The sequence below is a fragment of the Vibrio aestuarianus genome, from assembly GCF_028858425.1.
Lineage (GTDB): Bacteria > Pseudomonadota > Gammaproteobacteria > Enterobacterales > Vibrionaceae > Vibrio > Vibrio aestuarianus.
This window is the reverse complement of sequence record NZ_JAKNYQ010000001.1, coordinates 2633062-2657849: the sequence shown is the minus strand read 5'-3', so window position 1 is coordinate 2657849 and position 24788 is coordinate 2633062. Positions and strand designations below refer to the sequence as shown.

General features: G+C 44.1%; 25 protein-coding genes. 23 read left to right on the top strand and 2 right to left on the bottom strand.

Annotation, left to right across the window (positions count from 1 at the left end):
• Positions 1 to 60: 60 nt before the first annotated feature.
• Complete coding sequence (locus MCT08_RS12125; protein WP_172532257.1) at positions 61 to 516, bottom strand: CBS domain-containing protein; 456 nt, start codon at positions 514 to 516, stop codon at positions 61 to 63.
• A 229-nt stretch (positions 517 to 745) separates the two neighbouring features.
• Here MCT08_RS12125 and queA point away from each other — a divergent pair, with 229 nt between their 5' ends.
• The 5 genes from queA (at position 746) to secF (ending at position 6349) form a co-directional block, all read left to right on the top strand.
• A complete protein-coding gene (gene queA, locus MCT08_RS12120; protein ID WP_053310415.1) occupies positions 746 to 1798 on the top strand; it encodes a tRNA preQ1(34) S-adenosylmethionine ribosyltransferase-isomerase QueA in 1053 nt (350 codons plus the stop codon).
• Between the two features lie 129 nt (positions 1799 to 1927).
• On the top strand, positions 1928 to 3058 hold the full coding sequence (gene tgt / locus MCT08_RS12115) for a tRNA guanosine(34) transglycosylase Tgt (RefSeq protein WP_053310414.1): 1131 nt from the start codon (positions 1928 to 1930) through the stop codon (positions 3056 to 3058).
• Between the two features lie 118 nt (positions 3059 to 3176).
• Positions 3177 to 3509 carry a preprotein translocase subunit YajC gene (yajC, locus tag MCT08_RS12110; RefSeq protein ID WP_053310413.1) on the top strand — a complete coding sequence of 111 codons (333 nt, stop codon included), beginning with the start codon at positions 3177 to 3179 and terminating at the stop codon, positions 3507 to 3509.
• 21 nt (positions 3510 to 3530) lie between these two features.
• Positions 3531 to 5387: a protein translocase subunit SecD gene (gene secD / locus MCT08_RS12105; protein ID WP_168523098.1), complete on the top strand. Its 1857-nt coding sequence runs from the start codon at positions 3531 to 3533 to the stop codon at positions 5385 to 5387.
• Between the two features lie 14 nt (positions 5388 to 5401).
• Positions 5402 to 6349, top strand: coding sequence for a protein translocase subunit SecF (secF, locus tag MCT08_RS12100; protein ID WP_053310411.1), 948 nt, complete (start codon positions 5402 to 5404; stop codon positions 6347 to 6349).
• A gap of 197 nt (positions 6350 to 6546) precedes the next feature.
• Here the strand turns inward: secF and suhB are convergent, their stop codons facing one another.
• The gene (gene suhB / locus MCT08_RS12095; protein ID WP_053310410.1) at positions 6547 to 7350 is read right to left on the bottom strand and encodes an inositol-1-monophosphatase; all 804 of its coding nucleotides are present in this window, start codon (positions 7348 to 7350) and stop codon (positions 6547 to 6549) included.
• A 177-nt stretch (positions 7351 to 7527) separates the two neighbouring features.
• On the opposite strand from suhB, the gene trmJ reads away from it, so the two are divergent.
• The 18 genes from trmJ to der all read left to right on the top strand — a co-directional run bounded on the left by trmJ (position 7528) and on the right by der (position 24517).
• Positions 7528 to 8256 carry a tRNA (cytosine(32)/uridine(32)-2'-O)-methyltransferase TrmJ gene (gene trmJ / locus MCT08_RS12090; protein WP_274678496.1) on the top strand — a complete coding sequence of 243 codons (729 nt, stop codon included), beginning with the start codon at positions 7528 to 7530 and terminating at the stop codon, positions 8254 to 8256.
• Between the two features lie 117 nt (positions 8257 to 8373).
• Positions 8374 to 8895 (top strand): Fe-S cluster assembly transcriptional regulator IscR, encoded by a 522-nt coding sequence (gene iscR / locus MCT08_RS12085; protein ID WP_071233038.1) that lies wholly within the window; start codon positions 8374 to 8376, stop codon positions 8893 to 8895.
• 26 nt (positions 8896 to 8921) lie between these two features.
• Positions 8922 to 10136, top strand: coding sequence for an IscS subfamily cysteine desulfurase (locus MCT08_RS12080; protein ID WP_053310407.1), 1215 nt, complete (start codon positions 8922 to 8924; stop codon positions 10134 to 10136).
• 55 nt (positions 10137 to 10191) lie between these two features.
• Positions 10192 to 10575 carry a Fe-S cluster assembly scaffold IscU gene (iscU, locus tag MCT08_RS12075; RefSeq protein ID WP_053310406.1) on the top strand — a complete coding sequence of 128 codons (384 nt, stop codon included), beginning with the start codon at positions 10192 to 10194 and terminating at the stop codon, positions 10573 to 10575.
• 59 nt (positions 10576 to 10634) lie between these two features.
• On the top strand, positions 10635 to 10958 hold the full coding sequence (gene iscA, locus MCT08_RS12070; RefSeq protein ID WP_053310405.1) for an iron-sulfur cluster assembly protein IscA: 324 nt from the start codon (positions 10635 to 10637) through the stop codon (positions 10956 to 10958).
• A 72-nt stretch (positions 10959 to 11030) separates the two neighbouring features.
• A complete protein-coding gene (gene hscB, locus MCT08_RS12065) occupies positions 11031 to 11546 on the top strand; it encodes a co-chaperone HscB (RefSeq protein ID WP_274678495.1) in 516 nt (171 codons plus the stop codon).
• A 21-nt stretch (positions 11547 to 11567) separates the two neighbouring features.
• Entirely contained in the window at positions 11568 to 13421 is a 1854-nt protein-coding gene (hscA, locus tag MCT08_RS12060; RefSeq protein WP_274678494.1) for a Fe-S protein assembly chaperone HscA, read from the top strand.
• 11 nt (positions 13422 to 13432) lie between these two features.
• Positions 13433 to 13771, top strand: coding sequence for an ISC system 2Fe-2S type ferredoxin (gene fdx, locus MCT08_RS12055; protein ID WP_053310402.1), 339 nt, complete (start codon positions 13433 to 13435; stop codon positions 13769 to 13771).
• A gap of 57 nt (positions 13772 to 13828) precedes the next feature.
• Positions 13829 to 14023, top strand: coding sequence for a Fe-S cluster assembly protein IscX (iscX, locus tag MCT08_RS12050; protein ID WP_053310401.1), 195 nt, complete (start codon positions 13829 to 13831; stop codon positions 14021 to 14023).
• 195 nt (positions 14024 to 14218) lie between these two features.
• Positions 14219 to 15514 carry an aminopeptidase PepB gene (gene pepB, locus MCT08_RS12045; protein WP_176313477.1) on the top strand — a complete coding sequence of 432 codons (1296 nt, stop codon included), beginning with the start codon at positions 14219 to 14221 and terminating at the stop codon, positions 15512 to 15514.
• A 67-nt stretch (positions 15515 to 15581) separates the two neighbouring features.
• Positions 15582 to 16007: a nucleoside-diphosphate kinase gene (gene ndk, locus MCT08_RS12040; protein WP_053310399.1), complete on the top strand. Its 426-nt coding sequence runs from the start codon at positions 15582 to 15584 to the stop codon at positions 16005 to 16007.
• A gap of 226 nt (positions 16008 to 16233) precedes the next feature.
• On the top strand, positions 16234 to 17355 hold the full coding sequence (rlmN, locus tag MCT08_RS12035; protein ID WP_053310398.1) for a dual-specificity RNA methyltransferase RlmN: 1122 nt from the start codon (positions 16234 to 16236) through the stop codon (positions 17353 to 17355).
• Positions 17356 to 17654: 299 nt separating this feature from the next.
• Positions 17655 to 18620: a cytoskeleton protein RodZ gene (rodZ, locus tag MCT08_RS12030; protein ID WP_274678493.1), complete on the top strand. Its 966-nt coding sequence runs from the start codon at positions 17655 to 17657 to the stop codon at positions 18618 to 18620.
• Positions 18621 to 18628: 8 nt separating this feature from the next.
• Entirely contained in the window at positions 18629 to 19753 is a 1125-nt protein-coding gene (gene ispG / locus MCT08_RS12025; RefSeq protein WP_053310396.1) for a flavodoxin-dependent (E)-4-hydroxy-3-methylbut-2-enyl-diphosphate synthase, read from the top strand.
• Between the two features lie 24 nt (positions 19754 to 19777).
• Positions 19778 to 21046, top strand: a complete 1269-nt coding sequence (gene hisS / locus MCT08_RS12020; protein ID WP_053310395.1) for a histidine--tRNA ligase — start codon at positions 19778 to 19780, stop codon at positions 21044 to 21046.
• A gap of 38 nt (positions 21047 to 21084) precedes the next feature.
• Positions 21085 to 21699 (top strand): YfgM family protein, encoded by a 615-nt coding sequence (locus MCT08_RS12015; protein WP_274678492.1) that lies wholly within the window; start codon positions 21085 to 21087, stop codon positions 21697 to 21699.
• 12 nt (positions 21700 to 21711) lie between these two features.
• Positions 21712 to 22872 (top strand): outer membrane protein assembly factor BamB, encoded by a 1161-nt coding sequence (gene bamB / locus MCT08_RS12010; protein ID WP_171980362.1) that lies wholly within the window; start codon positions 21712 to 21714, stop codon positions 22870 to 22872.
• 160 nt (positions 22873 to 23032) lie between these two features.
• Complete coding sequence (gene der / locus MCT08_RS12005) at positions 23033 to 24517, top strand: ribosome biogenesis GTPase Der (RefSeq protein WP_053310392.1); 1485 nt, start codon at positions 23033 to 23035, stop codon at positions 24515 to 24517.
• Positions 24518 to 24788 lie beyond the last annotated feature (271 nt).

Sequence of the window (24788 nt, the reverse complement as noted above, 5' to 3'; positions counted from 1 at the left end):
ATCTGTGCAACACGTTTGAGCGGCGAAAGCCGCTCTTTTTTAGATCTTATTTTTTCGCGCTTACAAATCATTATCCACGTCTATCTCTTCGGGTTCACTTTCTTCCTGAAGCTCTAAGAGTGTTACTGCAACACCAATAAAATCCGTGTCGGTGATGATGCCGACCAACTGTCCTTTATCAACCACTGGTAAGCAACCGACTTTATGCTTTTGCATATAAATAGCGCTTTCCTTTAGCCCCGCTTGTGGGTCAACGGACATAATTTCAGTATTCATCACTTCATACAACGGAGTGCTGAACGTATAAGACTGATCACTAGGTATTTTCTGGAGGCTAGATTCTTGTGCGGCAAGAATGTCACGGTGGGTGACAATCCCAAGTAGCTTTTTATGAGCATCTACAATAGGCACATGGCGAATGTCTAGCGCTTCCATAGTGTGTTTAGCATCGGCGAGAGTGTGAGAGCGCAACAAGGTATGGGGGTTGCGAGTCATCATGTCTTCGATTTTGATCATAACCAACTCCTTCTTATTATTTGTCTCCTTCAACTATAGGTTTTTTTTGGCGGAATGTTTGAGAGTTGAATCTGTTTTTGCTTTGATGAGTGGTTAAAAGTAACCCACCATTTTCATTTTTAATTACATTAATTTCGTATCTTGGTCTGACGGTTGAACAACTTTCCGTATATACTAGCGCGCTTAAAAAAATTACGTTGTCCACCCAAAAGCGAACAAGACTAGAACTATGCAAGTTTCCGATTTTCACTTTGAACTCCCAGATGAGCTTATCGCTCGTTATCCAAAAGCGGAGCGTACAGCCAGCCGACTACTTCAATTAGACGGCAACAGTGGTGAGCTTATTGATGGCTCATTTAAAGATGTTGTTGACCGAGTTCAAGCTGGTGATCTGTTGGTGTTCAATAACACACGAGTAATTCCTGCTCGCATGTTTGGCCGCAAAGCTTCTGGCGGTAAATTAGAAGTGCTCGTTGAACGTATGTTAGATGAACATACCATTTTGGCGCACGTTCGCTCATCTAAACCGCCAAAGCCTGGCAGTGAGCTTTATTTGGGTGAGAATGATGAATACCACGCACAAATGGTCGCTCGTCATGATGCGTTATTTGAAATTCGTTTTACGGCACAAACGGCAGTACTCGACATTTTAAATCAAATTGGTCACATGCCGTTGCCACCGTATATTGACCGACCTGATGAAGATACCGATAAAGAACGCTATCAAACGGTGTATAACCAGAAACCTGGCGCTGTTGCAGCCCCGACCGCTGGCTTGCACTTTGATGAAGCGTTACTGGAACAAATTAAGGCTAAAGGTGTCGAATTTGCTTACGTCACCTTGCATGTCGGCGCTGGAACATTCCAACCAGTGCGAGTTGATAATATTAACGATCACCACATGCATGCTGAATACGTTGAAGTTCCTCAAGAGGTTGTTGATGCAATTGCAGCAACGAAAGCACGCGGTGGTCGCGTGATTGCGGTTGGTACGACATCAGTTCGCTCATTAGAAAGTGCCGCGCAAGATGCCTTGAAAAATGGCACCGAACTAGTGCCATTTTTTGGTGATACTGAAATATTCATTTTCCCAGGGTATCAATATCAGTTAGTTGATTGCTTAATTACTAACTTCCACTTGCCAGAATCGACACTGATTATGTTGGTGAGTGCCTTTGCAAGTTACGAATACACCATGGCAGCTTATTCGCATGCTGTAGAGAATAAATATCGCTTCTTTAGCTATGGTGATGCGATGTTTATTACCAAGAAAACCAATTAACGAGTGCTAGCAGTAGGCTAGGGAGAGAAGTATGACTTCATTCTTCGCAAGGAATTGGCGACCGCTCTCGTAGGGTGCTTGCACCCAGTAATGAAACGTCAGACTGTTTCTCTGACATTTGGAGGCTTCGTGAAATTAAAATACGAACTTAAAAAGAAAAATGGTAATGCCCGTCGTGGTCAATTAACGTTTGAACGCGGTACAGTACAAACTCCAGCATTTATGCCTGTTGGTACATACGGCACCGTAAAAGGTATGACACCTGAAGAAGTCAAAGAGACTGGCGCAGAAATCTTGTTAGGTAACACTTTCCATCTGTGGTTACGTCCAGGTCAAGAAGTGATGAAAATGCACGGTGACTTGCATGATTTTATGAATTGGCAAGGTCCGATCTTAACTGATTCAGGCGGTTTCCAAGTATTTAGCCTAGGTGATATTCGTAAAATCACCGAAGAAGGTGTTCATTTCCGTAGCCCGGTAAATGGCGATAAAATTTTCATGGACGCAGAAAAGTCGATGGAAATTCAAAAAGATCTCGGTTCTGATATCGTGATGATCTTCGATGAGTGTACGCCATACCCTGCGACACATGACGAAGCGAAAAAATCGATGGAAATGTCACTGCGTTGGGCTCAACGTTCACGAGACCATTTCGACAAGTTAGAAAACACTAACTCTCTATTTGGTATTGTCCAAGGTGGTGTTTACGAAGACTTGCGCGATGTTTCTGTGAAGGGACTGACTGATATCGGTTTTGACGGTTACGCAGTAGGTGGCCTCGCGGTTGGTGAACCTAAAGAAGACATGCACCGTGTGCTAGAACATACTTGTCCACAATTGCCAGAAGATAAGCCACGTTACCTAATGGGCGTTGGCAAACCTGAAGACTTAGTGGAAGGTGTACGCCGTGGTATTGATATGTTTGACTGCGTTATGCCTACGCGAAATGCACGTAATGGCCACCTATTTGTAACTGGCGGTGTGATCAAGATCCGTAATGCAGTACATAAAACCGATACAAGCGCTCTTGATCCGCATTGTGACTGTTACACTTGCAAAAATTATTCGAAATCATATTTGCACCATCTAGATCGTTGTAACGAAATTTTAGGTGCGCGCTTAAATACGATTCATAACTTACGTTATTACCAACGCTTAATGGCAAGTATCCGTTTAGCCATTGAAGAAGATCGTTTCGATGCGTTTGTGGAAGAGTTTTACGCTCGCCGCAATCGTGACGTTCCGCCTCTTGGTCAGTAATAGCTAAATCAACATTACCAGGCTGTATTATTTATGATTTGTGAAGTTGTAAACTTGAAATCGAGATGATGCAGCCCAATAGATTCAACATCAACAATAATTTAGAGGACGTTTCTCAATGAGTTTAATTTCTGTAGCACACGCAGCAGGTGAAGGTGCACCACAAGGTGGCGGTTTTGAAATGCTAATCATGCTTGGCATGTTCGCGGTTATCTTTTACTTCATGATCTACCGCCCACAAGCAAAACGTGTAAAAGAGCACAAAAGCTTAATGGCTGCGATGGGTAAAGGCGATGAAGTGCTAACTAGCGGTGGTCTAGTTGGTAAAATCACTAAAATCGCAGAAGATAGCGACTACATCACTATCGAGCTAAACGCGAACAATGAAATTGTGATCAAAAAAGATTTCGTCACTGCAGTGTTACCAAAAGGTACGCTTAAGTCTCTATAAAACAGCTAGAGGATCCTCGCTGTGCTAAACCGTTATCCGTTATGGAAGTATTTATTGGTCGTGTTTGCCATTGCCATTTCCGCTTTGTATGCACTTCCAAATATCTACGGTGAAGATCCGGCTATTCAAGTTACAGGGGCGCGTGGCGCCTCTGTAGATATGTCAACGCTGGATGCTGTCACCAATGCTCTTGATAAAGAGAGCCTTTCTCATAAATCCATTGCTTTAGAAAATGGATCAATTCTTGTTCGATTTAACGATACTGATACACAAATTAGTGCTCGTGACATCATTAGTGAAGCGTTAGGCAAAGATACTATCGTTGCACTGAACCTTGCTCCTTCTACACCTAGCTGGCTGGAATCTATTGGTGCTGCGCCAATGAAGCTTGGCCTTGATTTGCGTGGTGGTGTTCACTTCTTAATGGAAGTGGATATGGACGCGGCAATGGAAAAATTGTCAGGCCAACAAGAAGAAGCGTTTCGTAGTGAACTTCGTGATGAAAAAATCCGTTACCGCGCTATTCGTACGGTAGGTAACGATACCGTTGAAGTGACTTTGCGTGATGCAGAGCAACTTGAACAATCAAAAGCGGCACTGGCTTCAAAACACCCTGACATGACTTTTGTTGAGTCTGATGCTAACGGACGATTTATCTTAACGGCTAAATTTACCGAGCAACGCTTACAAGAAATTCGTAATTATGCGGTTGAACAGAACATTACGATTCTACGTAACCGTGTTAATGAACTTGGGGTCGCAGAGCCTTTGGTTCAACGCCAAGGTGCAAGCCGCATCGTGGTTGAACTTCCAGGTGTTCAAGACACGGCTCGTGCGAAAGAAATTTTAGGGGCAACAGCAACACTTGAGTTCCGTGAAGTTGATGATAAAGCGGATTTAGCTGCAGCGGCCTCTGGTCGTGTTCCTCCTGGTAGCGAAATTAAGTTCGACCGTAATCAACGTCCTGTAGTTTTGAAAAAACGTGTGATTCTAGGCGGTGCGAGCATTACTGATGCAAGTTCAAGCACGGATGAATACGGACGCCCGCAAGTAAACATCTCACTAGACAGTGAAGGTGGTAACAAAATGTCAGCGTTCTCTAAAAAGAACATTGGCAAGCTGATGGCGACCGTGTTTGCAGAATACAAAGACAGTGGTCGCAAAACTCCGGAAGGTAAAGTGATTCTTGCTAAGCAAGAAGAAGTGATCAACCAAGCGACGATTCAGTCGGCGTTAGGTCGTAACTTCCGTATCACTGGCATTGATTCTGTGGCTGAAGCACACAACTTAGCGTTGCTATTGCGTGCTGGTGCTCTGATTGCGCCGATCTCTATTGTTGAAGAACGTACGATTGGTCCATCAATGGGTCAACAAAACATCGATATGGGTGTTCAAGCGTGTATCTGGGGTATGGTCGCGGTTATGTTGTTTACGCTGCTTTATTACCGTGGATTTGGTCTTATTGCCAACATCGCGCTAATGGCTAACCTAGTACTGATTATCGGTGTCATGTCGATGATTCCGGGGGCCACTATGACGCTACCAGGTATCGCAGGTATTGTATTAACAGTTGGTATGGCGGTTGATGCGAACGTACTGATCTTTGAGCGTATTCGGGAAGAGCTTCGTGATGGGCGCAACCCGCAACAAGCGATCCACCAAGGTTATGCGAATGCATTTAGTACCATTGCCGATGCCAACATTACCACATTGATTACCGCTATCATCTTGTTCGCAGTGGGTACAGGGGCAATTAAAGGCTTCGCCGTGACACTTTCTATCGGTATTTTAACTTCTATGTTCACCGCTATTATCGGGACTCGCTGTATTGTGAACCTGTTATACGGTGGTAAACGTATCAAAAAACTGTCGATCTAAGGCTAGGAATTATTATGTTTCAGATTCTAAAAGCAGATAAAACGATCGACTTTATGCGTTGGTCGAAGTTAGCGTTTATTTTCTCAATTTTGATGATAGGTGCTTCACTCTTTACGCTTTCAACTAAATGGTTGAATTGGGGTTTAGATTTTACCGGCGGAACTTTAATTGAAGTTGGCTTTGAACAGCCAGCTAACCTTGAAGATATCCGTGGGGCACTTGAAGCAAAAGGGTTTGGTGATGCAACAGTGCAGAACTTTGGCTCTGCGCGTGAAGTAATGGTTCGCTTGCGTCCTCGTGACAATGTTGCGGGTGAAACACTCGGCAACCAGATCCTTTCGGCTATCAAAGAAGGAACCGGTAGCAGTGTTGAGATGCGCCGTATTGAGTTTGTTGGGCCAAACGTGGGGGATGAGTTGGCTGAAGCGGGTGGTTTAGCCATTCTAGCTTCACTAATTTGTATCCTGCTTTACGTGTCTATGCGTTTTGAATGGCGTTTAGCTGCGGGGGCGGTTTTGGCCTTGGCGCACGACGTTATCATTACTCTTGGCATATTTTCTATCATGCAAATTGAGGTTGACCTAACGATTGTGGCAGCACTGCTGACGGTTGTTGGTTACTCGCTCAACGATACCATTGTGGTATTTGACCGTATTCGTGAAAACTTCCGTAAATTGCGTAAAGGCGATTCCGCGGAAATCATGAACAGCTCTATCACCCAAACATTAAGCCGTACACTGATTACATCCGGTACGACTTTACTAGTGGTTATTGCACTGTTTGTGCAGGGCGGTGCCAATATTCATGGTTTTGCAACAGCATTGTTATTGGGCATCACTGTCGGTACTTATTCTTCAATCTATGTTGCGTCTGCACTGGCATTGAAATTGGGTATCACACGTGAGCACTTACTTCCGCCTCAAGTGGAAAAAGAAGGTGCTGAGTTTGACGAACTCCCTTAGAGTTATACCTGCAACTTCAAGTTGTTTGGGTATGTCTTGATTACTAAAAATCATTTAAACGCCAAAAGCCGCAGAAAATTCTGCGGCTTTTTTCTAATGTGAAATTGGTATGATACTTAAGGTAAAGAAAAAGCCTCGTATATTGCTATACGAGGCTTGAATCAGCTGTGACGGAGCTTGATATTGTTCAGTGCAATCTATTTAAGGATAGCGCTGTTGCCGTTTTCGCGGATGTGTTTAAGAATTGATTTTACGCCGCGAGCACTTGAGCCAACGATATTACCAGACTTCATGTAGTCAGTACCGCCAGCAAAGTCAGTCAGGATAACACCAGCTTCACGAGCGATTAGCTCACCAGCAGCCATATCCCAAGGTTTCAAGCCCAATTCGAAGTAACCATCAACACGGTTCGCTGCTAGGTAACATAAATCTAGAGCTGGGGAACCTGTACGACGGAAATCCGCACATTCAACAAAAAGAGCAGACATAATCTTCATGAAAGATTCAGAGTGTTGTTTTTGTTTGAATGGGAAGCCTGTAGCCAGTACCGCACCTTGAAGATCTTTCAATTGCTTAACACGGATACGAGAGTTGTTTAGTTGTGCACCAGAACCACGTTGAGCGGTAAATAGCTCGTTACGCATTGGGTCATAAACACAAGCAACTTCTGTTTTTCCTTTGATACGAACAGCGATAGAAACCGCGAAGTGAGGTAAACCTTTTACAAAGTTTGTGTTGCCATCCAGTGGGTCGATGATCCATTGAACGTCCTTATCTTTACCGTCGATAAGACCGTTTTCTTCAGCAACGATACAGTGTTCTGGGTAAGAACTCTTGATTGTATCGATGATCATAGCTTCTGCTTCTTTGTCTACGTTAGTAACAAAGTCATTAGTGCCTTTCTGAGTGGTTTCGATTTTCTCAGCGTTTTCTAGCGATTTAGCAATATGATTGCCAGCTTTTCGCGCAGCGCGAATAGCTATGTTTAGCATTGGATGCATACAGTTTTCCCAACGGATGTTAAAGAACGAAAAAGCGGGCGGCAGTATACCAAATTTTTATTAAAAAGGAAGTGGTTATTTTTTACTCGTTCGGTCTTGTATCACACAAGGACCTGACTATTTTGGTCAGGTTTATGTTAATATCTCGGCGTTTTAATTTTATTGGTGTTATGTGCAATGTTAGACAATGTAAAAGTCGTTTTGGTGGGCACTTCTCATTCTGGAAATATTGGCTCTGCGGCCCGTGCAATGAAAGTGATGGGGCTGAGCAAAATGGTTTTGGTTGCGCCGCAATGTGAAGTTGACGCTCAAGCGATTGCTTTAGCCGCGGGCGCTAGCGACATCGCGTTAAATGCAGAAATTGTTGATACATTAGACCAGGCTGTTGAAAATTGTGGTTTGGTGGTGGGTTCAAGTGCTCGCTCTCGCACCTTAGAATGGCCAATGCTTGAGCCGCGAGAATGCGGTGAGAAATTTGCAATTGAAGGTCAACAGCATCCTGTCGCGTTGGTGTTTGGTCGCGAACGAACGGGCTTAACTAACGAAGAGCTGCAAAAGTGTCATTTCCACGTCTGTATTCCTGCTAACCCAGAATACAGTTCCTTGAACTTAGCAATGGCAGTGCAAACCTTGAGCTACGAGATTCGTATTGCGCATTTGGATTACGAGAAAAAGGGTTATCCATCGCCGCCTCAAGAAGTCTACTCACGTCACAATGAGCTAGAAATGTTTTATGAGCACCTTGAAAAGGTGATTACTCAAACCCAATTTATCTCTAAAGAACAGCCCGGTCAGGTAATGAATAAACTTCGTCGTCTATTCAGTCGTGCACGTCCTGAAGCTCAAGAAATCAATATCTTACGCGGTATTCTAACGTCAATTGAAAAGCACAGCACTACTAAGTAATTAACCTCTTTTATTAAATGGTTAAATACCTGACTAATTTAGTCAAATAAATACTTGACCAAATTAGTCAGGTATGGAAAAATACTAACCACATAATCAATGTGGATACGGTATGATATGAGACTTACATCTAAAGGAAGATATGCGGTAACAGCCATGTTAGATGTGGCTCTGCATTCGCAGCAAACCCCAGTGCCACTGGCGGATATTTCAGAGCGCCAAGGTATTTCGCTCTCTTACCTAGAGCAGCTTTTTTCTAAATTGCGCAAAGCTGGCTTAGTGGCGAGTGTGCGTGGCCCTGGTGGTGGTTACCGCTTAGGTGCTGATGCATGCACAATTTCGATTGGTACTGTAATTGCGGCTGTGGATGAATCCGTAGATGCAACCAAATGTAATGGTAAAGGTGACTGCCAAGGTGGTACTCGCTGTCTAACCCATACATTATGGCGTGATCTAAGCTCACGCATCAGTGACTTTCTCAATAACATCTCTCTTGGTGAGTTGATGGTTGATAATGAAGTCCTACAAATTTCTGATCGCCAAGACATAGGTCTTACGATAAACCACGGGTTAACCAAGAAAAACACTAATGCCGTTACAATCGGCTCGGCACCCGTAGGTCTTAATGCTCGCTCATAGCGGCGATGTTTACATTGGAGTAGAAAATGAAACTGCCTATTTATTTTGACTATTCAGCTACCTGTCCTGTTGATCCTCGTGTGGCTGAAAAGATGGTTCAGTGCATGACGATGGACGGTAATTTCGGTAACCCGGCTTCTCGTTCTCACCGTTATGGCTGGCAGGCAGAAGAAGCGGTAGACACGGCGCGTGAGCAAATTGCAGATCTAATCAATGCAGATCCACGTGAAATCGTATTTACTTCTGGCGCTACAGAATCAGATAACCTCGCAATTAAAGGTGCTGCGCACTTTTATGCTAAGCAAGGTAAGCACATCATTACATGTAAAACCGAGCACAAAGCCGTGCTTGATCCTTGTCGCCAACTTGAGCGTGAAGGTTATGAAGTGACTTATCTTGAGCCTGAATCTAATGGTTTAATTGATCTTAAAAAGTTAGAAGCAGCACTACGTGATGATACGGTTCTTGTTTCGATCATGCACGTGAACAACGAAATTGGTGTTATCCAAGATATTTCTGCAATCGGCGAATTGTGTCGTGAGCGCAAAGTTATTTTCCACGTTGATGCCGCACAATCGGCAGGCAAGGTGCCTCTTGATGTACAAGAAATGAAAGTTGATCTGATCTCTTTCTCTGCACATAAGATATATGGCCCGAAAGGTATTGGTGCACTTTACGTTCGTCGTAAACCTCGTATTCGTCTTGAGGCGCAAATGCACGGTGGCGGTCATGAACGAGGTTTCCGTTCAGGTACACTTCCGACTCACCAAATTGTCGGTATGGGTGAAGCGTTCCGCATTGCAAAACTAGAGATGCAAAACGATTTCGCACACGCCAAAGCACTGCGTGACCGTTTACTTGCTGGAGTCCAAGATATGGAAGCCGTTACAGTAAATGGTGATCTAGAGCAACGAGTTCCGCACAACCTAAACGTGAGTTTTGCTTTCGTTGAAGGTGAATCGTTGCTGATGTCTTTAAAAGACCTTGCCGTATCATCGGGCAGTGCTTGTACATCAGCAAGCTTGGAGCCTTCGTATGTACTGCGTGCTCTAGGGCTCAACGATGAATTAGCACATAGCTCAGTGCGTTTCTCGTTTGGTCGTTTCACGACAGAAGAAGAAATTGACTACGCGGTTGAGCAAATCCGTGTAGCCGTTAGTAAATTACGCGACATGTCTCCTCTATGGGATATGTATAAAGAGGGAGTTGATCTGAACACCGTTGAGTGGGCACATCACTAGTTATTCATAAAGAACTAGTTATTCCCAAGGAAATAGAGGATTAGAGGAAACTATCATGGCATACAGCGAAAAAGTAATTGATCACTACGAAAACCCACGCAATGTAGGTTCTTTTGATAAAGAAGATCCATCAATTGGTAGTGGTATGGTTGGCGCACCCGCTTGTGGTGACGTAATGAAACTGCAAATTAAAGTCACACCAGAAGGCATCATTGAAGATGCGAAGTTTAAAACTTATGGTTGTGGTAGTGCTATTGCTTCAAGCTCATTAGTAACAGAATGGGTAAAAGGTAAAAGCATTGATGAAGCAGCTGCAATTAAGAACTCTGAAATTGCTGAAGAACTTGAACTTCCACCTGTTAAAGTTCACTGCTCAATTTTGGCAGAAGATGCTATCAAAGCAGCCGTTGCTGACTATAAAAAGAAACACCAACAATAATTTATCAGGGAGTGAACGTTCACTCCCACAATTTCAAACCAAGAATCTAGGGTTGTAGTATGGCCATTACCTTAACTGAAGCAGCAGCAAATCGCGTTAGAGCATTTCTGGATAACCGAGGCAAAGGCGTTGGATTACGTCTTGGAGTGAAAACGACCGGTTGCTCGGGTATGGCTTATGTACTGGAATTTGTTGATGAACTCAACGATGAAGATCAAGTGTTTGAAGATCATGGTGTAAAAGTCATTATCGATGCAAAAAGCCTCGTTTACCTCAGCGGCACGCAGCTAGACTACGTAAAAGAAGGGTTAAACGAAGGTTTTGAATTCAACAACCCAAACGCGAAAAGTGAATGTGGTTGTGGTGAAAGCTTCAACGTGTAATGGTTAGCTTTCGGATAGCTAGGCTCATCATTGATAACGAGCCTAGTACCGAGCACTAGGAGCGATGTGTTAATGAACTACTTTGAATTATTTGGGCTACCAAGTCAGTTTGCGCTGGATGGTAGCCTTCTTTCTTCCCAGTTTCTGGCTTTGCAAAAGCGCTTCCATCCGGATAACTTTGCAACTGCTTCAGAACGAGACCGCTTACTTGCTGTGCAAAAAGCCTCTCAAATCAATGATGCTTATCAAGTATTAAAAGCTCCCATAACTCGCGCGGAATATCTGCTGGCAGAAAATGGTATCGAGCTACGGGGTGAGCACCAAACCCTGCAAGATCCGATGTTCTTAATGGAACAAATGGAATTGCGTGAAGAGTTGGAAGATATCGCTTCGTATCCTGAAGCAGAAAGTGCTTTATTCGATTTTGAAAGCAAAGTAAGCAAGATGCATAAACAACATCTTACTTTAGTTGAGCAACAGCTGAATGAAAACCAGTGGAGCACTGCTGCTGATACGGTTCGTAAGCTGAAATTTATTGCCAAACTAAAACATGAAATAGAACGAGTCGAAGAACGTTTACTCGGCTAATTCCGTAATAAGGACCAATCAATGGCATTACTTCAAATTGCAGAACCGGGTCAAAGCTCCGCGCCGCATCAGCATAAACTTGCGGCAGGTATTGACCTTGGTACGACCAATTCATTAGTCGCTTCCGTTCGAAGCGGTGATGCGACAACGCTTGTTGATGAGCAAGGCCGTAGTATTCTGCCTTCAGTTGTGCATTACACGGCAGAAACAAGCTTGGTTGGCGATGCTGCCAGAGAAAAAGCACAACGTGATCCTGCTAACACCATTATTTCTGTGAAGCGTTTGATTGGACGCTCATTGACTGATATTCAAGCGCGCTACCCAACCTTACCTTATCACTTTAAAGCCAGTGACAATGGCTTACCTATTTTGCAAACGGCGCAGGGGGATAAAAATCCGATTCAAGTATCGGCTGATATTCTAAAGTCATTGGCTAAACGTGCTGAACAATCATTAGGTGGTGAGCTGGCAGGCGTAGTCATCACAGTACCGGCTTATTTTGATGATGCGCAGCGTGCAGGAACCAAAGATGCGGCTAATCTTGCGGGTCTGCACGTACTTCGTTTGCTCAATGAGCCGACGGCAGCTGCCATTGCTTACGGTCTAGACTCCGCTCAAGAAGGAGTTATCGCTGTTTACGATTTAGGTGGTGGCACATTTGACATCTCTATTTTACGACTGTCTAAAGGCGTATTTGAGGTACTGGCAACTGGCGGAGATTCTGCATTAGGTGGTGATGATTTTGACCATTTAATTGCTGAACATTTACAAGCACAAATCGGCTTGTCTTCACCATTAAGTGCAGAGCAAAATCGCACGTTACTGGATGCGGCTACCGCGGCCAAAATAGCGCTGTCAGATACAACCAGTGTTGATGTTTCGGTATTGGGCTGGGACGGGCGTTTTACGCGTGAAGAGTTTAATCAACTGATTACACCGCTGGTTAAGAAAACATTATTGTCGTGCCGTCGTACTTTGAAAGATGCTGAAATTGATGCCGATGAAGTGCTAGAAGTGGTGATGGTCGGTGGATCAACTCGTACGCCTTTAGTTCGTGATTTAGTCGGTGAATTTTTTGGTCGTACGCCCCTGACCAGCATTAACCCTGATGAAGTCGTGGCGATTGGTGCGGCTATTCAAGCGGATATTTTGGTAGGTAACAAGCCTGACTCTGAAATGCTGCTGCTTGATGTTATCCCGCTTTCACTGGGTATCGAAACCATGGGTGGATTGGTCGAGAAAATCATTCCACGCAACACCACGATTCCAGTCGCAAGAGCTCAAGAATTCACTACTTTTAAAGACGGCCAAACGGCGATGACTATTCATACCGTGCAAGGTGAGCGTGAGATGGTCGATGACTGCCGTTCATTAGCGCGTTTTTCTTTAAAAGGTATTCCACCAATGACCGCGGGTGCTGCTCATATTCGTGTCACTTATCAAGTGGATGCTGATGGTTTGCTATCCGTCACTGCAATGGAAAAGAGCACTGGTGTTCAGTCTGAAATTCAAGTTAAGCCTTCTTATGGTTTGAGTGATAACGAAGTGGCAGACATGCTTAAAGACTCAATGGCGTTTGCTGAAAAAGACATGCAAGCTCGTGTACTAGCAGAGCAAAGAGTTGAAGCTGACCGCGTCATTGAAGGGCTTATTTCAGCGATGCATGCTGATGGCGATGAGCTTCTTACAGAAAGTGAAAAACAGCAATTACTTGGTGCGATTGAAGCGTTAATTGCACTACGCAATGGTGAAAGTGCCGATGCCATTGAGCAAGGTATTAAAGATACAGACAAAGCTAGCCAAGATTTTGCTGCACGTCGAATGGATAAGTCGATTCGCGCGGCATTGGCTGGCCAGTCTGTGGACGATATTTAAAGAGAAAAATTATGCCTAAGATTATTGTTTTACCTCATGAAGATCTTTGCCCTGAAGGTGCCGTGCTTGAAGCAAAAACAGGCGAAACCGTGCTTGATGTCGCTTTGAAAAATGGAATCGCTATTGAGCACGCCTGTGAAAAGTCATGCGCTTGTACAACTTGTCACGTCATCATCCGTGAAGGGTTTGATTCACTGAATGAAAGTGATGAACTGGAAGATGACATGCTTGATAAAGCATGGGGTCTAGAGCCAGAATCTCGCCTTGGATGCCAAGCTCGAGTCTGTAGTGAAGATTTAGTGGTCGAAATTCCCAAGTACACGCTAAACCTTGCTTCTGAAGATCACTAGTAAGCGCGGCGTGGGCAATCCGCTTACGCCAGTGTTTGATTAAATAAGGGCAATAAGATGAAATGGACAGATTCTCGCGATATTGCGATTGAGCTATGTGATTTGTATCCAGATGTCGATCCTAAAAATGTACGTTTTACCGACTTACATCAATGGGTAATGGAACTGGATGAATTTGATGATGAACCGAACCGTTCTAACGAAAAAATCTTAGAAGCCATCATCTTATGTTGGATGGAAGAAATCGACTAATGTTTGTTTAATCCCATCGCTAACGCTATGGTAATTTGGTAAAACATCACCGAGTTAACAATTCTTGCTAAAAAAAGCGGACCTTATGGTCCGTTTTTTTATCAACTTGACATTTTAACCCTACAAAATGCTAACATCCTCTCGTTATTTAATCGTAATGGCACAGGTAAGGCCATATCCAGGCAAGGAGAAACCATGTCTACAAAGATGTCTGTATTTATTAGCCAAGAAGCTGCCCAGCCTCAGTGGGGAGACAAGGCGATTTTGTCATTTTCAGAAAATGGCGTAACGATTCATGTAATCGAAGGTTTGCACGATGTCGCAACTGTTCAGCGTGCAGCACGTAAGTTGGATTCGCAAGGCATCAGAGCCATCAGTTTACAAGGTGAGGGCTGGGATCTCGAAAGCATTTGGGCATTCCATCAAGGCTACCGTGAAGCGAAAAAACTTAACACACTAGAGTGGCAACCACTGGCTGAGCAAGAGCAAGCAGAGCTGGAGTATCGCATCAAAGCGACTGAATGGACGCGTGATATCATCAACAAAAGTGCTGAAGAAGTAGCACCTCGTCAGTTAGCGACGATGGCCGCTGAATTTATCAAGTCACTGGCACCGGACCATGTCACCTACCGTATTGTGAAAGATAAAGATCTTCTTACTGAAGGGTGGGAAGGGATTTATGCTGTCGGGCGCGGCTCTGAGCGTACTTCGGCAATGCTGCAGTTGGATTACAACCCAACGGGTAAGGAAGATGCTCCAGTATTTGCTTGTCTAGTGGGCAAAGGAATTACTTTTGATTCTGGCGGCTATAGCCTCAAGCCATCAAATTTCATGACATCCATGAAGGCGGATATGGGCGGGGCTGGTACTATTACCGGCGGCCTAGGTCTGGCGATCATGCGTGGTTTCAATAAGCGAGTGAAGTTGATCCTTTGCTGTGCGGAAAACATGGTGTCAGGTCGTGCACTAAAACTGGGTGATATTATCACTTATAAAAATGGTACTAGCGTTGAAATTATGAACACCGACGCGGAAGGCCGTTTAGTGCTTGCTGATGGCTTGATGTTCGCCGATGCACAAAAACCAGAACTGATTATCGATTGCGCGACACTAACGGGCGCAGCGAAAAATGCGTTGGGTAATGATTACCACGCGTTACTGAGCTTTGATGACGAGTTAGCACATCAAGCACTTACTGCGGCAAGTCAGGAAAAAGAGGGGCTATGGCCACTACCTTTGGCTGATTTCCACCGCAGCATGCTACCTTCCAGTTTTGCCGATCTTTCTAATATCAGCTCTGGTGATTATTCACCAGGCGCAAGTACAGCGGCCGCTTTCCTTTCTTACTTCGTTGAAGATTATAAGAAAGGTTGGTTGCACTTTGATTGTGCGGGTACTTATCGCAAATCATCAAGTGACAAGTGGGCGGCAGGCGCTACGGGAATGGGCGTACGCACGCTAGCTCGTATCTTAACTGACCAAGCCAAATAATTTTGAGGCGGCCAACCATTTTGGCCGCTAATTATAACTAAAAAAACAAAAGTAGAAGGACAACCTTATGGCTCTAGAAAGAACCTTTTCTATCATTAAGCCCGATGCAGTAGAACGTAATTTGATTGGTGAAATTTATCACCGTATTGAGAAAGCGGATTTGCGTATTGTTGCCGCAAAAATGTTGCATTTGAATCAAGAGCAAGCTGGTGGCTTTTATGCTGAACATGAAGGCAAAGCCTTCTTCGCTGATCTGACCAAATTCATGACTTCAGGACCGATTATGGTTCAAGTTCTTGAAGGAGAGAATGCCATCGCTCGTTACCGTGAACTGATGGGTAAAACCAACCCAGAAGAGGCCGCTTGCGGCACTATTCGTGCTGATTACGCATTAAGTATGCGTTATAACTCTGTACACGGAAGTGATAGCCCTGAGTCAGCAGCGCGCGAAATTGCTTTTTTCTTTCCTGAATCAGAAATCTGCCCTCGTTAATCTTTCTCGTAATACATTTAAATAGAACACCATCCGCAGTATCCCTACGTACTGCGGATTTTTTGTTTTTACAGCGTTGGCATTGAGCCGATAAAATTCATCCCTCAATTTTACTGGTGAGATATTATGGCCTTAAGAAACTCATGGTTTTAGTCCCCTTGTTGTAGATGTCTAAAGGCTGTACAATTCGCGCCCTTAATTATTGTTTCCATCTCTGTGAGGCTACATGGCTACTGAAAAAGTCAATCTACTCGATTTTGATCGCAAGGGGCTGCGTCATTTTTTTGCTGAGGAACTTGGTGAAAAAGCATTCCGTGCTGATCAAGTAATGAAGTGGATCTACCATTTTGGTTGTGATGACTTCGAGAGCATGACAAACATCAATAAGAAGTTGCGTGAAAAGCTACAGCAAAAATGTGAAATTCGCGCTCCTATCGTATCTGAAGCACAGCACTCTTCTGATGGCACTATCAAGTGGGCAATGCGTGTTGGCGATCAAGATGTTGAAACGGTATATATTCCCGATGAAGATCGCGCGACACTATGCGTTTCATCTCAGGTGGGCTGCGCATTAGAATGTAAATTCTGCTCAACCGCTCAACAAGGTTTCAATCGTAATTTAAAAGTGTCAGAGATCATTGGCCAAGTTTGGCGTGCTGCACGTGAAATCGGTTTGGAAAAAGAAACTGGCCGTCGTCCTATCACTAACGTTGTCATGATGGGAATGGGTGAGCCATTACTCAACATGAAAAACTTGATCCCAGCGTTAGAAATTATGTTGGATGATCTCGGTTTTGGGTTATCAAAACGCCGCGTAACGGTATCGACGTCTGGTGTGGTTTCTGGCTTAGATCAAATGACGGGGCAAATTGATGTCGCCTTAGCCATTTCTTTGCATGCGCCAAACGATAAGCTGCGTAGTGAAATCATGCCGATCAATGATCGTTGGGATATTCAAGATTTCTTAGCATCGGTACGCCGTTATATTGCCTCTTCCAATGCAAACCGTGGAAAAGTGACCGTAGAATACGTTTTACTCGATCATGTCAACGACGACATGGATCACGCACATGAACTGGCTCAATTAATGAAAGGCACGCCGTGCAAGATTAACCTGATCCCGTTTAATCCATACCCTGGCTCACCATATAAAAAGCCAAGCAACTCACGTATTGACCGCTTCCAAAAAACATTAATGCAGTACGAGCATACGGTAACAATACGTAAGACTCGCGGTGATGATATTGATGCAGCATGCGGGCAGCTAGTGGGAGACGTGATTGACCGTACTAAGCGAACAAAAATCAAGCAAATGCACGGTGATGTGATTGCTGTCAAAGCGCTTTAAATAACACCCTAAGCAAAGCTAGAGATTTCTCTGGCTTTGTTCATTTTTACCATTTGAAATGATTTAACCTCATTTTGAGGTCAATTTAATGAAAAATCTTGACCTGTCAGTAATTTCTTTCCCAAAGCGATGTTGTTTAACATCAAATATCCATTAGAATTGTTCATCAAGCTAAAGCTATTTCTAAAATCGCCTGCATAAATTAATGCAAAGTTTTTACACCGCTGGAATGCGCCTAATTCGTTGCTACTAAAAAACAAGTAAAAAAGTGATGATTGTGCCGTTCAAGCCATAACATAATGAGATGTAAAAAGCGGATGAGTACTGAACAAGAACAAGTTACCGTAGAGAATCACACCGTAAAACCGGGCACTTTATTGAAGATAAAACGCGAAGCGTTGGGCTTAACTCAAAAACAAGTGGCTGATCGATTACGTTTACGTCTTTCGATTATTCAAAATTTAGAAGAAAACCATTTTCCAGATGGTCAGGTTGCGACCTTTACTCGCGGTTATTTGCGCTCGTACGCTAAAGCAGTTGGAATCAAAGAGTCAGAAATATTGGCTGCTTTCGAAGATAGTTATCCAGCCATTCCTCGCGAACAACCAATGCAAAGTTTCTCAAAGAAGACTAAGCGAGAGAAACACGATAGCCGTATCATGACCCTCACTTGGGGGATTTTTGCAATTTTGATCGGCATATCATCACTATGGTGGTGGCAAAACCAACAACAGGAAACGGAACTTTTAGAACACAATGAGCCTATTGTTTCTGTTCTTGATCAAGATATGGCATCTGTTCCTGTCGAGCGTGTCACTGATGATCAGTTCACTACAGCTTCTGAATTAGTGTCAGAAACTGACAGCAATGAAGAGGTGGCGTCAGATCCGCAAGTGGACATTCAAACTGCTGAGCTGATCCCGTCATCTGAAGAAGATATTGTTGATCCAGAGCCTAATGTAGTGGAAGCGCAAGCAGAGCCAATTTCAGCCAGCAACCCAGAGAATACCAGTCAAGTGGATACTGGCTTTTCTCCTCTTTCTCTATCATTTAATGCTGATTGCTGGATTCAAATAAAAGACGCATCCGGTAAAACCTTGTCGACCGGCATTAAAAAAGCAGGGCAGACAGTAACATTAGCGGGCGAGGCACCACTGCAGATTATTTTGGGTGCCCCTGAGAGCGTTTCAATGACATTTGCGAGTGAACCTGTCGACCTTTCTGGGTATACTTCCGGCAAAGTCGCTAGATTCACCTTACCTTAGAAAATACTATGCAATACGAGTCTCCAATTAAGCGTCGTGCTTCGACGCGCATTTATGTCGGTAATGTGCCTATCGGTGATGGCGCACCTATTGCCGTTCAATCGATGACCAATACCCGCACCACTGACGTGGCGGCGACGGTCGCGCAAATTAAAGCGTTAGAAAATGTAGGCGCTGATATCGTAAGAGTATCTGTGCCAACGATGGATGCTGCTGAAGCATTTAAATTGATCAAACAGCAGGTGAATGTGCCATTAGTAGCAGACATTCACTTTGACTATCGTATCGCTTTGAAAGTGGCGGAGTACGGTGTTGATTGTTTGCGTATCAACCCAGGTAATATTGGCAACGAAGAGCGTATTCGCTCGGTTGTCGATTGCGCTCGTGATTATGATATTCCGATCCGTATTGGTGTGAATGGTGGCTCTTTAGAAAAAGATATCCAGATGAAATACGGTGAGCCGACGCCGGCGGCGTTGGTTGAGTCAGCCATGCGCCACGTCGATATCTTAGATCGCCTCAACTTTGACCAGTTTAAGGTTAGTGTAAAAGCATCTGACGTCTTTTTAGCCGTTGATTCTTATCGATTGTTAGCACAAAAAATTGATCAACCACTGCACTTAGGTATTACCGAGGCCGGTGGCGCGCGAGCCGGTTCGGTAAAATCGGCGGTTGGTTTAGGTATGCTGCTTGCGGAAGGTATCGGTGATACGTTGCGTATTTCTCTGGCAGCAAATCCGGTTGAAGAGATCAAAGTCGGTTTCGATATTTTGAAATCGCTGCGCATCCGTTCTCGTGGCATTAACTTTATTGCTTGTCCTAGCTGCTCTCGTCAAGAATTTGATGTGATTTCCACCGTGAACGCACTTGAGCAACGTTTAGAAGATATTATTACACCAATGGATGTTTCTATTATCGGTTGCGTTGTGAATGGACCTGGTGAGGCGGAAGTTTCCCATTTAGGTTTGGCGGGAAGTAATAAGAAAAGCGCCTTCTATGAAGATGGTGTACGCCAGAAAGAACGTTTTGATAATGACGATCTCGTTAATCAATTAGAAGCTAAGATTCGTGCTAAAGCGTCCATTCTTGATGAAAAGAATCGAATCGACGTAACTCAAATCGAACAAAATTAATCTCACGACATTTCGGTAAGTATTGTGGCAAAAACTATTCAAGCAATTCGAGGCATGAACGACTGCCTCCCAACGCAATCTCCACTGTGGCAAAAAGTGGAAGGTACAGTAAAAAATGTGATCAGTGCGTACGGTTACAATGAAGTCCGTATGCCAATCGTTGAGATGACACATCTATTTAGTCGCGCTATTGGTGAAGTCACCGATGTGGTTGAGAAAGAGATGTACACGTTCGAAGACCGCAATGGCGACAGTTTATCGTTGCGTCCTGAAGGTACCGCTGGCTGTGTGCGTTCTGGTATCGAAAATGGCTTACTGTACAACCAAGAACAACGTCTATGGTACATGGGACCAATGTTCCGTCATGAACGTCCTCAAAAAGGACGTTACCGTCAATTCCATCAATGTGGTGTGGAAGTGTTTGGGCTAAATGGCCCAGATGTTGACGCTGAATTGATTATGATGACAGCGCGTCTATGGCGTGAGCTGGGCATTGACAAACACGTGCGTTTGGAACTGAACTCTATTGGATCTTTACAGGCTCGTGCTAATTATCGCACGGCGTTGATTGCGTATTTAGAGCAACATCAAGAAGTATTGGATGAAGAAGCTAAACGCCGCATGTATACCAATCCGTTGCGTGTTCTTGATACCAAAAACCCAGACATTCAAGCTATTTTAGGTGATGCACCAAAGTTATCTGAATATCTAGATGCGGAATCTGCACAACATTTTGCAGGTTTGTGTGAACTTCTTGATGCCGCAGGCATCGAATACCAAGTTAATGAACGTTTGGTTCGAGGTTTAGATTACTACAACCGCACCGTATTTGAGTGGATCACCGAAAGTTTAGGTGCTCAAGGTACGGTTTGTGGTGGTGGTCGTTACGATGGCCTTGTGGAACAACTGGGTGGCAAAGAGACACCAGCCGTTGGATTTGCAATGGGCTTAGAACGTTTAGTACTGATGATGGAAACACTAGAGCTGACAGAAGTTCGTCGTAGCGTTGACGTTTACATGGTGAGTGCTGGTGATGGCACGATGATGGCGGGAATGAAGCTTGCGGAGCAATTACGTGGTCAAATTCCGGGGCTACGTGTCATGACCCACTTCGGTGGTGGTAATTTCAAAAAACAATTTAAGCGTGCTGACAAAGTCGGTGCGGCTGTTGCGCTTGTTCTCGGCGAGAACGAAGTGGCAGAAAACACGGTAGTTCTGAAAGATCTAACCGGTGGCGAACAAATTACGATTTCTCAAACTGAAGTCGCGAGCAAACTAGAACACCTTGTATAAGCAAGCGTATTTGAGACATCTTTTAAAGAGGACAGGAAGTGGAACTCTACGATACTGAAGAACAACAAATTGAAGCGATAAAAGATTGGTGGAAAGAGAACGGTAAAGCGGTGATCTTTGGGGCTGTTATTGGTTTAGGTGGCCTATTCGGTTGGCGTTATTACCAAGACAGCGTAACCGCTGCGCAAGAAGCCGCTTCAGAAAGTTACACCAAAATGGTTACGGCATTGAGCGCTAGTGGCGTTGATGCTGAAAGCAATGTTCAAAGTTTTATTGATAACAATAAAGGCAAAGAATATTCAGTTTTAGCCGCTTTGCAATTGGCTAAAGTTCAAGTTGAAGCAGGACAGATAGATGAAGCACTTGCACAGCTTGAGTGGGCAAAAGCAAATACTAAAGACGCTGCGATTCTTCCACTTGCAACTTACCGTGTTGCGCGTATTAAATCTGAGCAAGGCAACTATGATGCTGCTCTTGCTGAGTTAACAACGATTAGCGATGAAAATTGGTCTGGGCGTATTGCTGAGCTTCGAGGTGATATCTCATTGCGTAAAGGTGATGTCGATGCAGCTTATGCAGCTTATACCGAGGCGCAACAAGCTAATGATGCAAGTCAAACATTGCAAATGAAACTTGATGATTTAGCCAAATAAGGGCACAAGTTGATGAAAAAGTTGTTCAACAAAGTGCTCGTTGCTGCTGTGGTGCTAGGGGCACTAGCAGGATGTGCTAGCGAAGAAGATACCGTGATCATGGCTCCCGTGCCAGTGGTATCGAGTGAATTTACACCGACGACTCAATGGAGTGCTTCTATTGGTGATGGTGTTGGTCACTACTTCTCAAAGTTGTCTCCAGAATATGCATATGGCAAAGTTTTTGTTGCAAGTCGCGATGGTTTAGTTAAAGCGCTCGATCCTGAAAGCGGCAAAGAGCTTTGGAAAACCGACCTAAAACAAGATCGCAGCATGCGTTTGTCTGGTGGTATCACTGCCGCTTATAGCCAAATTTACATTGGCAGTGAAAATGGTGTAGTGATTGCTCTTGATGAAGAAACGGGTGAGCTTGCATGGCAAGTTGAAGTGGATGGTGAGGTACTCGCTGCGCCAGCCGCTGATAACAACATTGTTATTGTCAATACCAGCCGTGGCACTCTGATCGGTTTAGATCAAGAATCAGGTGAGCAGAAGTGGGCAATTAGCACTGAAGTACCTAATTTAACTTTGCGTGGAGATAGCAAACCGGTTACGGTTTCTGGTGGTGTGTTCTGGGGCACTGCAAGTGGTCGATTAGCTGCCGCTATTGTAGAGCGTGGTCAATTGATTTGGCAGCAGCCTGTTGGTATGCCTAAGGGCGCGACCGAAATTGACCGGTTGGTTGATGTCGATGCGTCACCCATTGTGATCGGCGGTATGCTTTACACTGTAGGTTTCAATGGCCAGTTAATTGCGATCGATCTTCGTTCAGGCAAGCCAGCTTGGAAGCGTAACTACTCTTCATCGACTGATATGGCAAGTGATGGTGGACGTCTATTCGTAGTAACTGACAAAGATCACCTTGCTGCTGTTGATGCCCGTAGTGGAACCGAGTTATGGAGCAATGACAAGCTAGAAAATCGCTTGTTAACAGCACCGTCTATTATTAATGGCTACATTGTTGTGGGCGATAATGAAGGTTACTTGCACTGGATTGATCGTAGCAGTGGTGAATTTGTTGCTCAGCAATTAGTCGATAGCAGCGGATTTGCTGTTGGTCCTTTGGCGGTAACCGATGGCTACGTGATCATTACCCGCAGTGGCAATGTAAAGAAACTGACGATTAAAAAATAAATCGTGATATAATTCACATTCGGCTCCTGGCTGGTAACAGTTAGGGGCCGTTTTGTTGAGATAAATGAAATAAAGTGATGTGGTTATAGGTAAAAATTTCGCGCTTGCTAGCAAGTGTTTACCTATAACTACATAAGTGAATATATTTGTAGAGGTTGTTATGGTTCCTGTTGTTGCTCTTGTTGGGCGTCCGAATGTCGGTAAATCTACGCTGTTTAACCGATTAACTCGCACTCGTGATGCGTTAGTAGCGGATTTCCCTGGTTTAACGCGTGACCGTAAATATGGCCAAGCGAAATTAGGTGAACACGAATTTATCGTTATTGATACCGGTGGTATTGATGGCAGTGAAGAAGGTGTTGAGACCAAAATGGCACAGCAATCATTAGCTGCCATTGACGAAGCCGATGTCGTGCTATTTATGGTTGATGGCCGCGCAGGTCTGACAGCGTCTGATGAAGTTATTGCACAACATCTGCGTAAAATTGAGAAACGTGCCATCCTTGTCGTGAACAAAGTAGATGGTATTGATGCTGATGCTGCATGTGCTGAATTCTGGAAATTGGGCGTTGATCAGATGTATCAGATCGCCGCTGCACATGGGCGTGGGGTTGGTATTTTGATTGATCGTGCGTTGAATCCTTTCGCAGAAGAGATGATTGAACTGGCGAAAGGTGATATCGAAGATCTCACTGACTTTGAAGATGTTGAAGAAAAGCTTGATTACACGGAAGAAGAAGCGGAAGAAGAGTTTAAGCGTCTTCAAGATCAACCGATTAAGCTTGCGATCATTGGTCGTCCTAATGTCGGTAAATCAACATTGATTAACCGTATTCTTGGTGAAGAGCGTGTCGTGGTTTACGATATGCCAGGAACCACTCGCGATTCAATCTACATCCCAATGATGCGTGATGAGCGTGAATATGTATTGATTGATACCGCAGGTGTTCGTCGCCGTACTCGCATTAATGAAACGGTAGAAAAATTCTCGGTAGTTAAAACACTGAAAGCTGTCGAAGATGCAAACGTTGTTCTATTGGTTATCGATGCACGTGAAAATATCTCAGACCAAGACTTAAGTTTACTTGGTTTTGCACTGAATGCGGGTCGTTCAATTGTTCTTGCTGTCAATAAGTGGGATGGCCTTGATAACGACGTAAAAGAGCGTGTAAAGAAAGAGCTGGATCGTCGTCTAGGTTTCGTCGATTTTGCTCGTATCCACTTTATTTCCGCGCTGCATGGCACTGGTGTGGGTCACTTATTTGAATCAGTGCAAGAAGCGTACAAATCTGCGACAACTCGTGTTGGCACTTCTGTACTGACGCGGATATTGAAAATGGCAACGGATGATCACCAACCGCCAATGATACGTAGTCGCCGCGTAAAACTGAAATATGCACATGCTGGCGGCTATAACCCGCCAATCGTTGTGGTACATGGTAACTTGGTTAACGAACTACCAGATTCATACAAACGTTATTTAATGAATTATTACCGTAAATCGTTGGAAATTATGGGTACGCCAATTCGTATTCACTTCCAAAGCAGCGACAACCCATTTGAGGGTAAGACTAATAAGTTAACCTTGTCTCAAGAGCGCAAGCGCAAACGCCTTATGACGATGATGAAAGGTCGTACTAAGTAACCCTTTATTAGATAAAAAAATACCCAAGCCAAGGCTTGGGTATTTTTTTATCTGTAGTAGAACGAATACACTTCACTTAAATGAAAAGCGTCCAGAGAATAGTACTGAGAGTGATTTTTAAGCAGTGCTTACTGAGTCGTGTAGAGTGAAAGATCATTTTCATTAGTTCTTTACATGGTGAGTATAAAAACAAATAACGATATTTTATATCGCTAAAAATCCAAATGCAGGATATGTAACTTATGCTTTCGGTGTGTGGTTATATAAATGT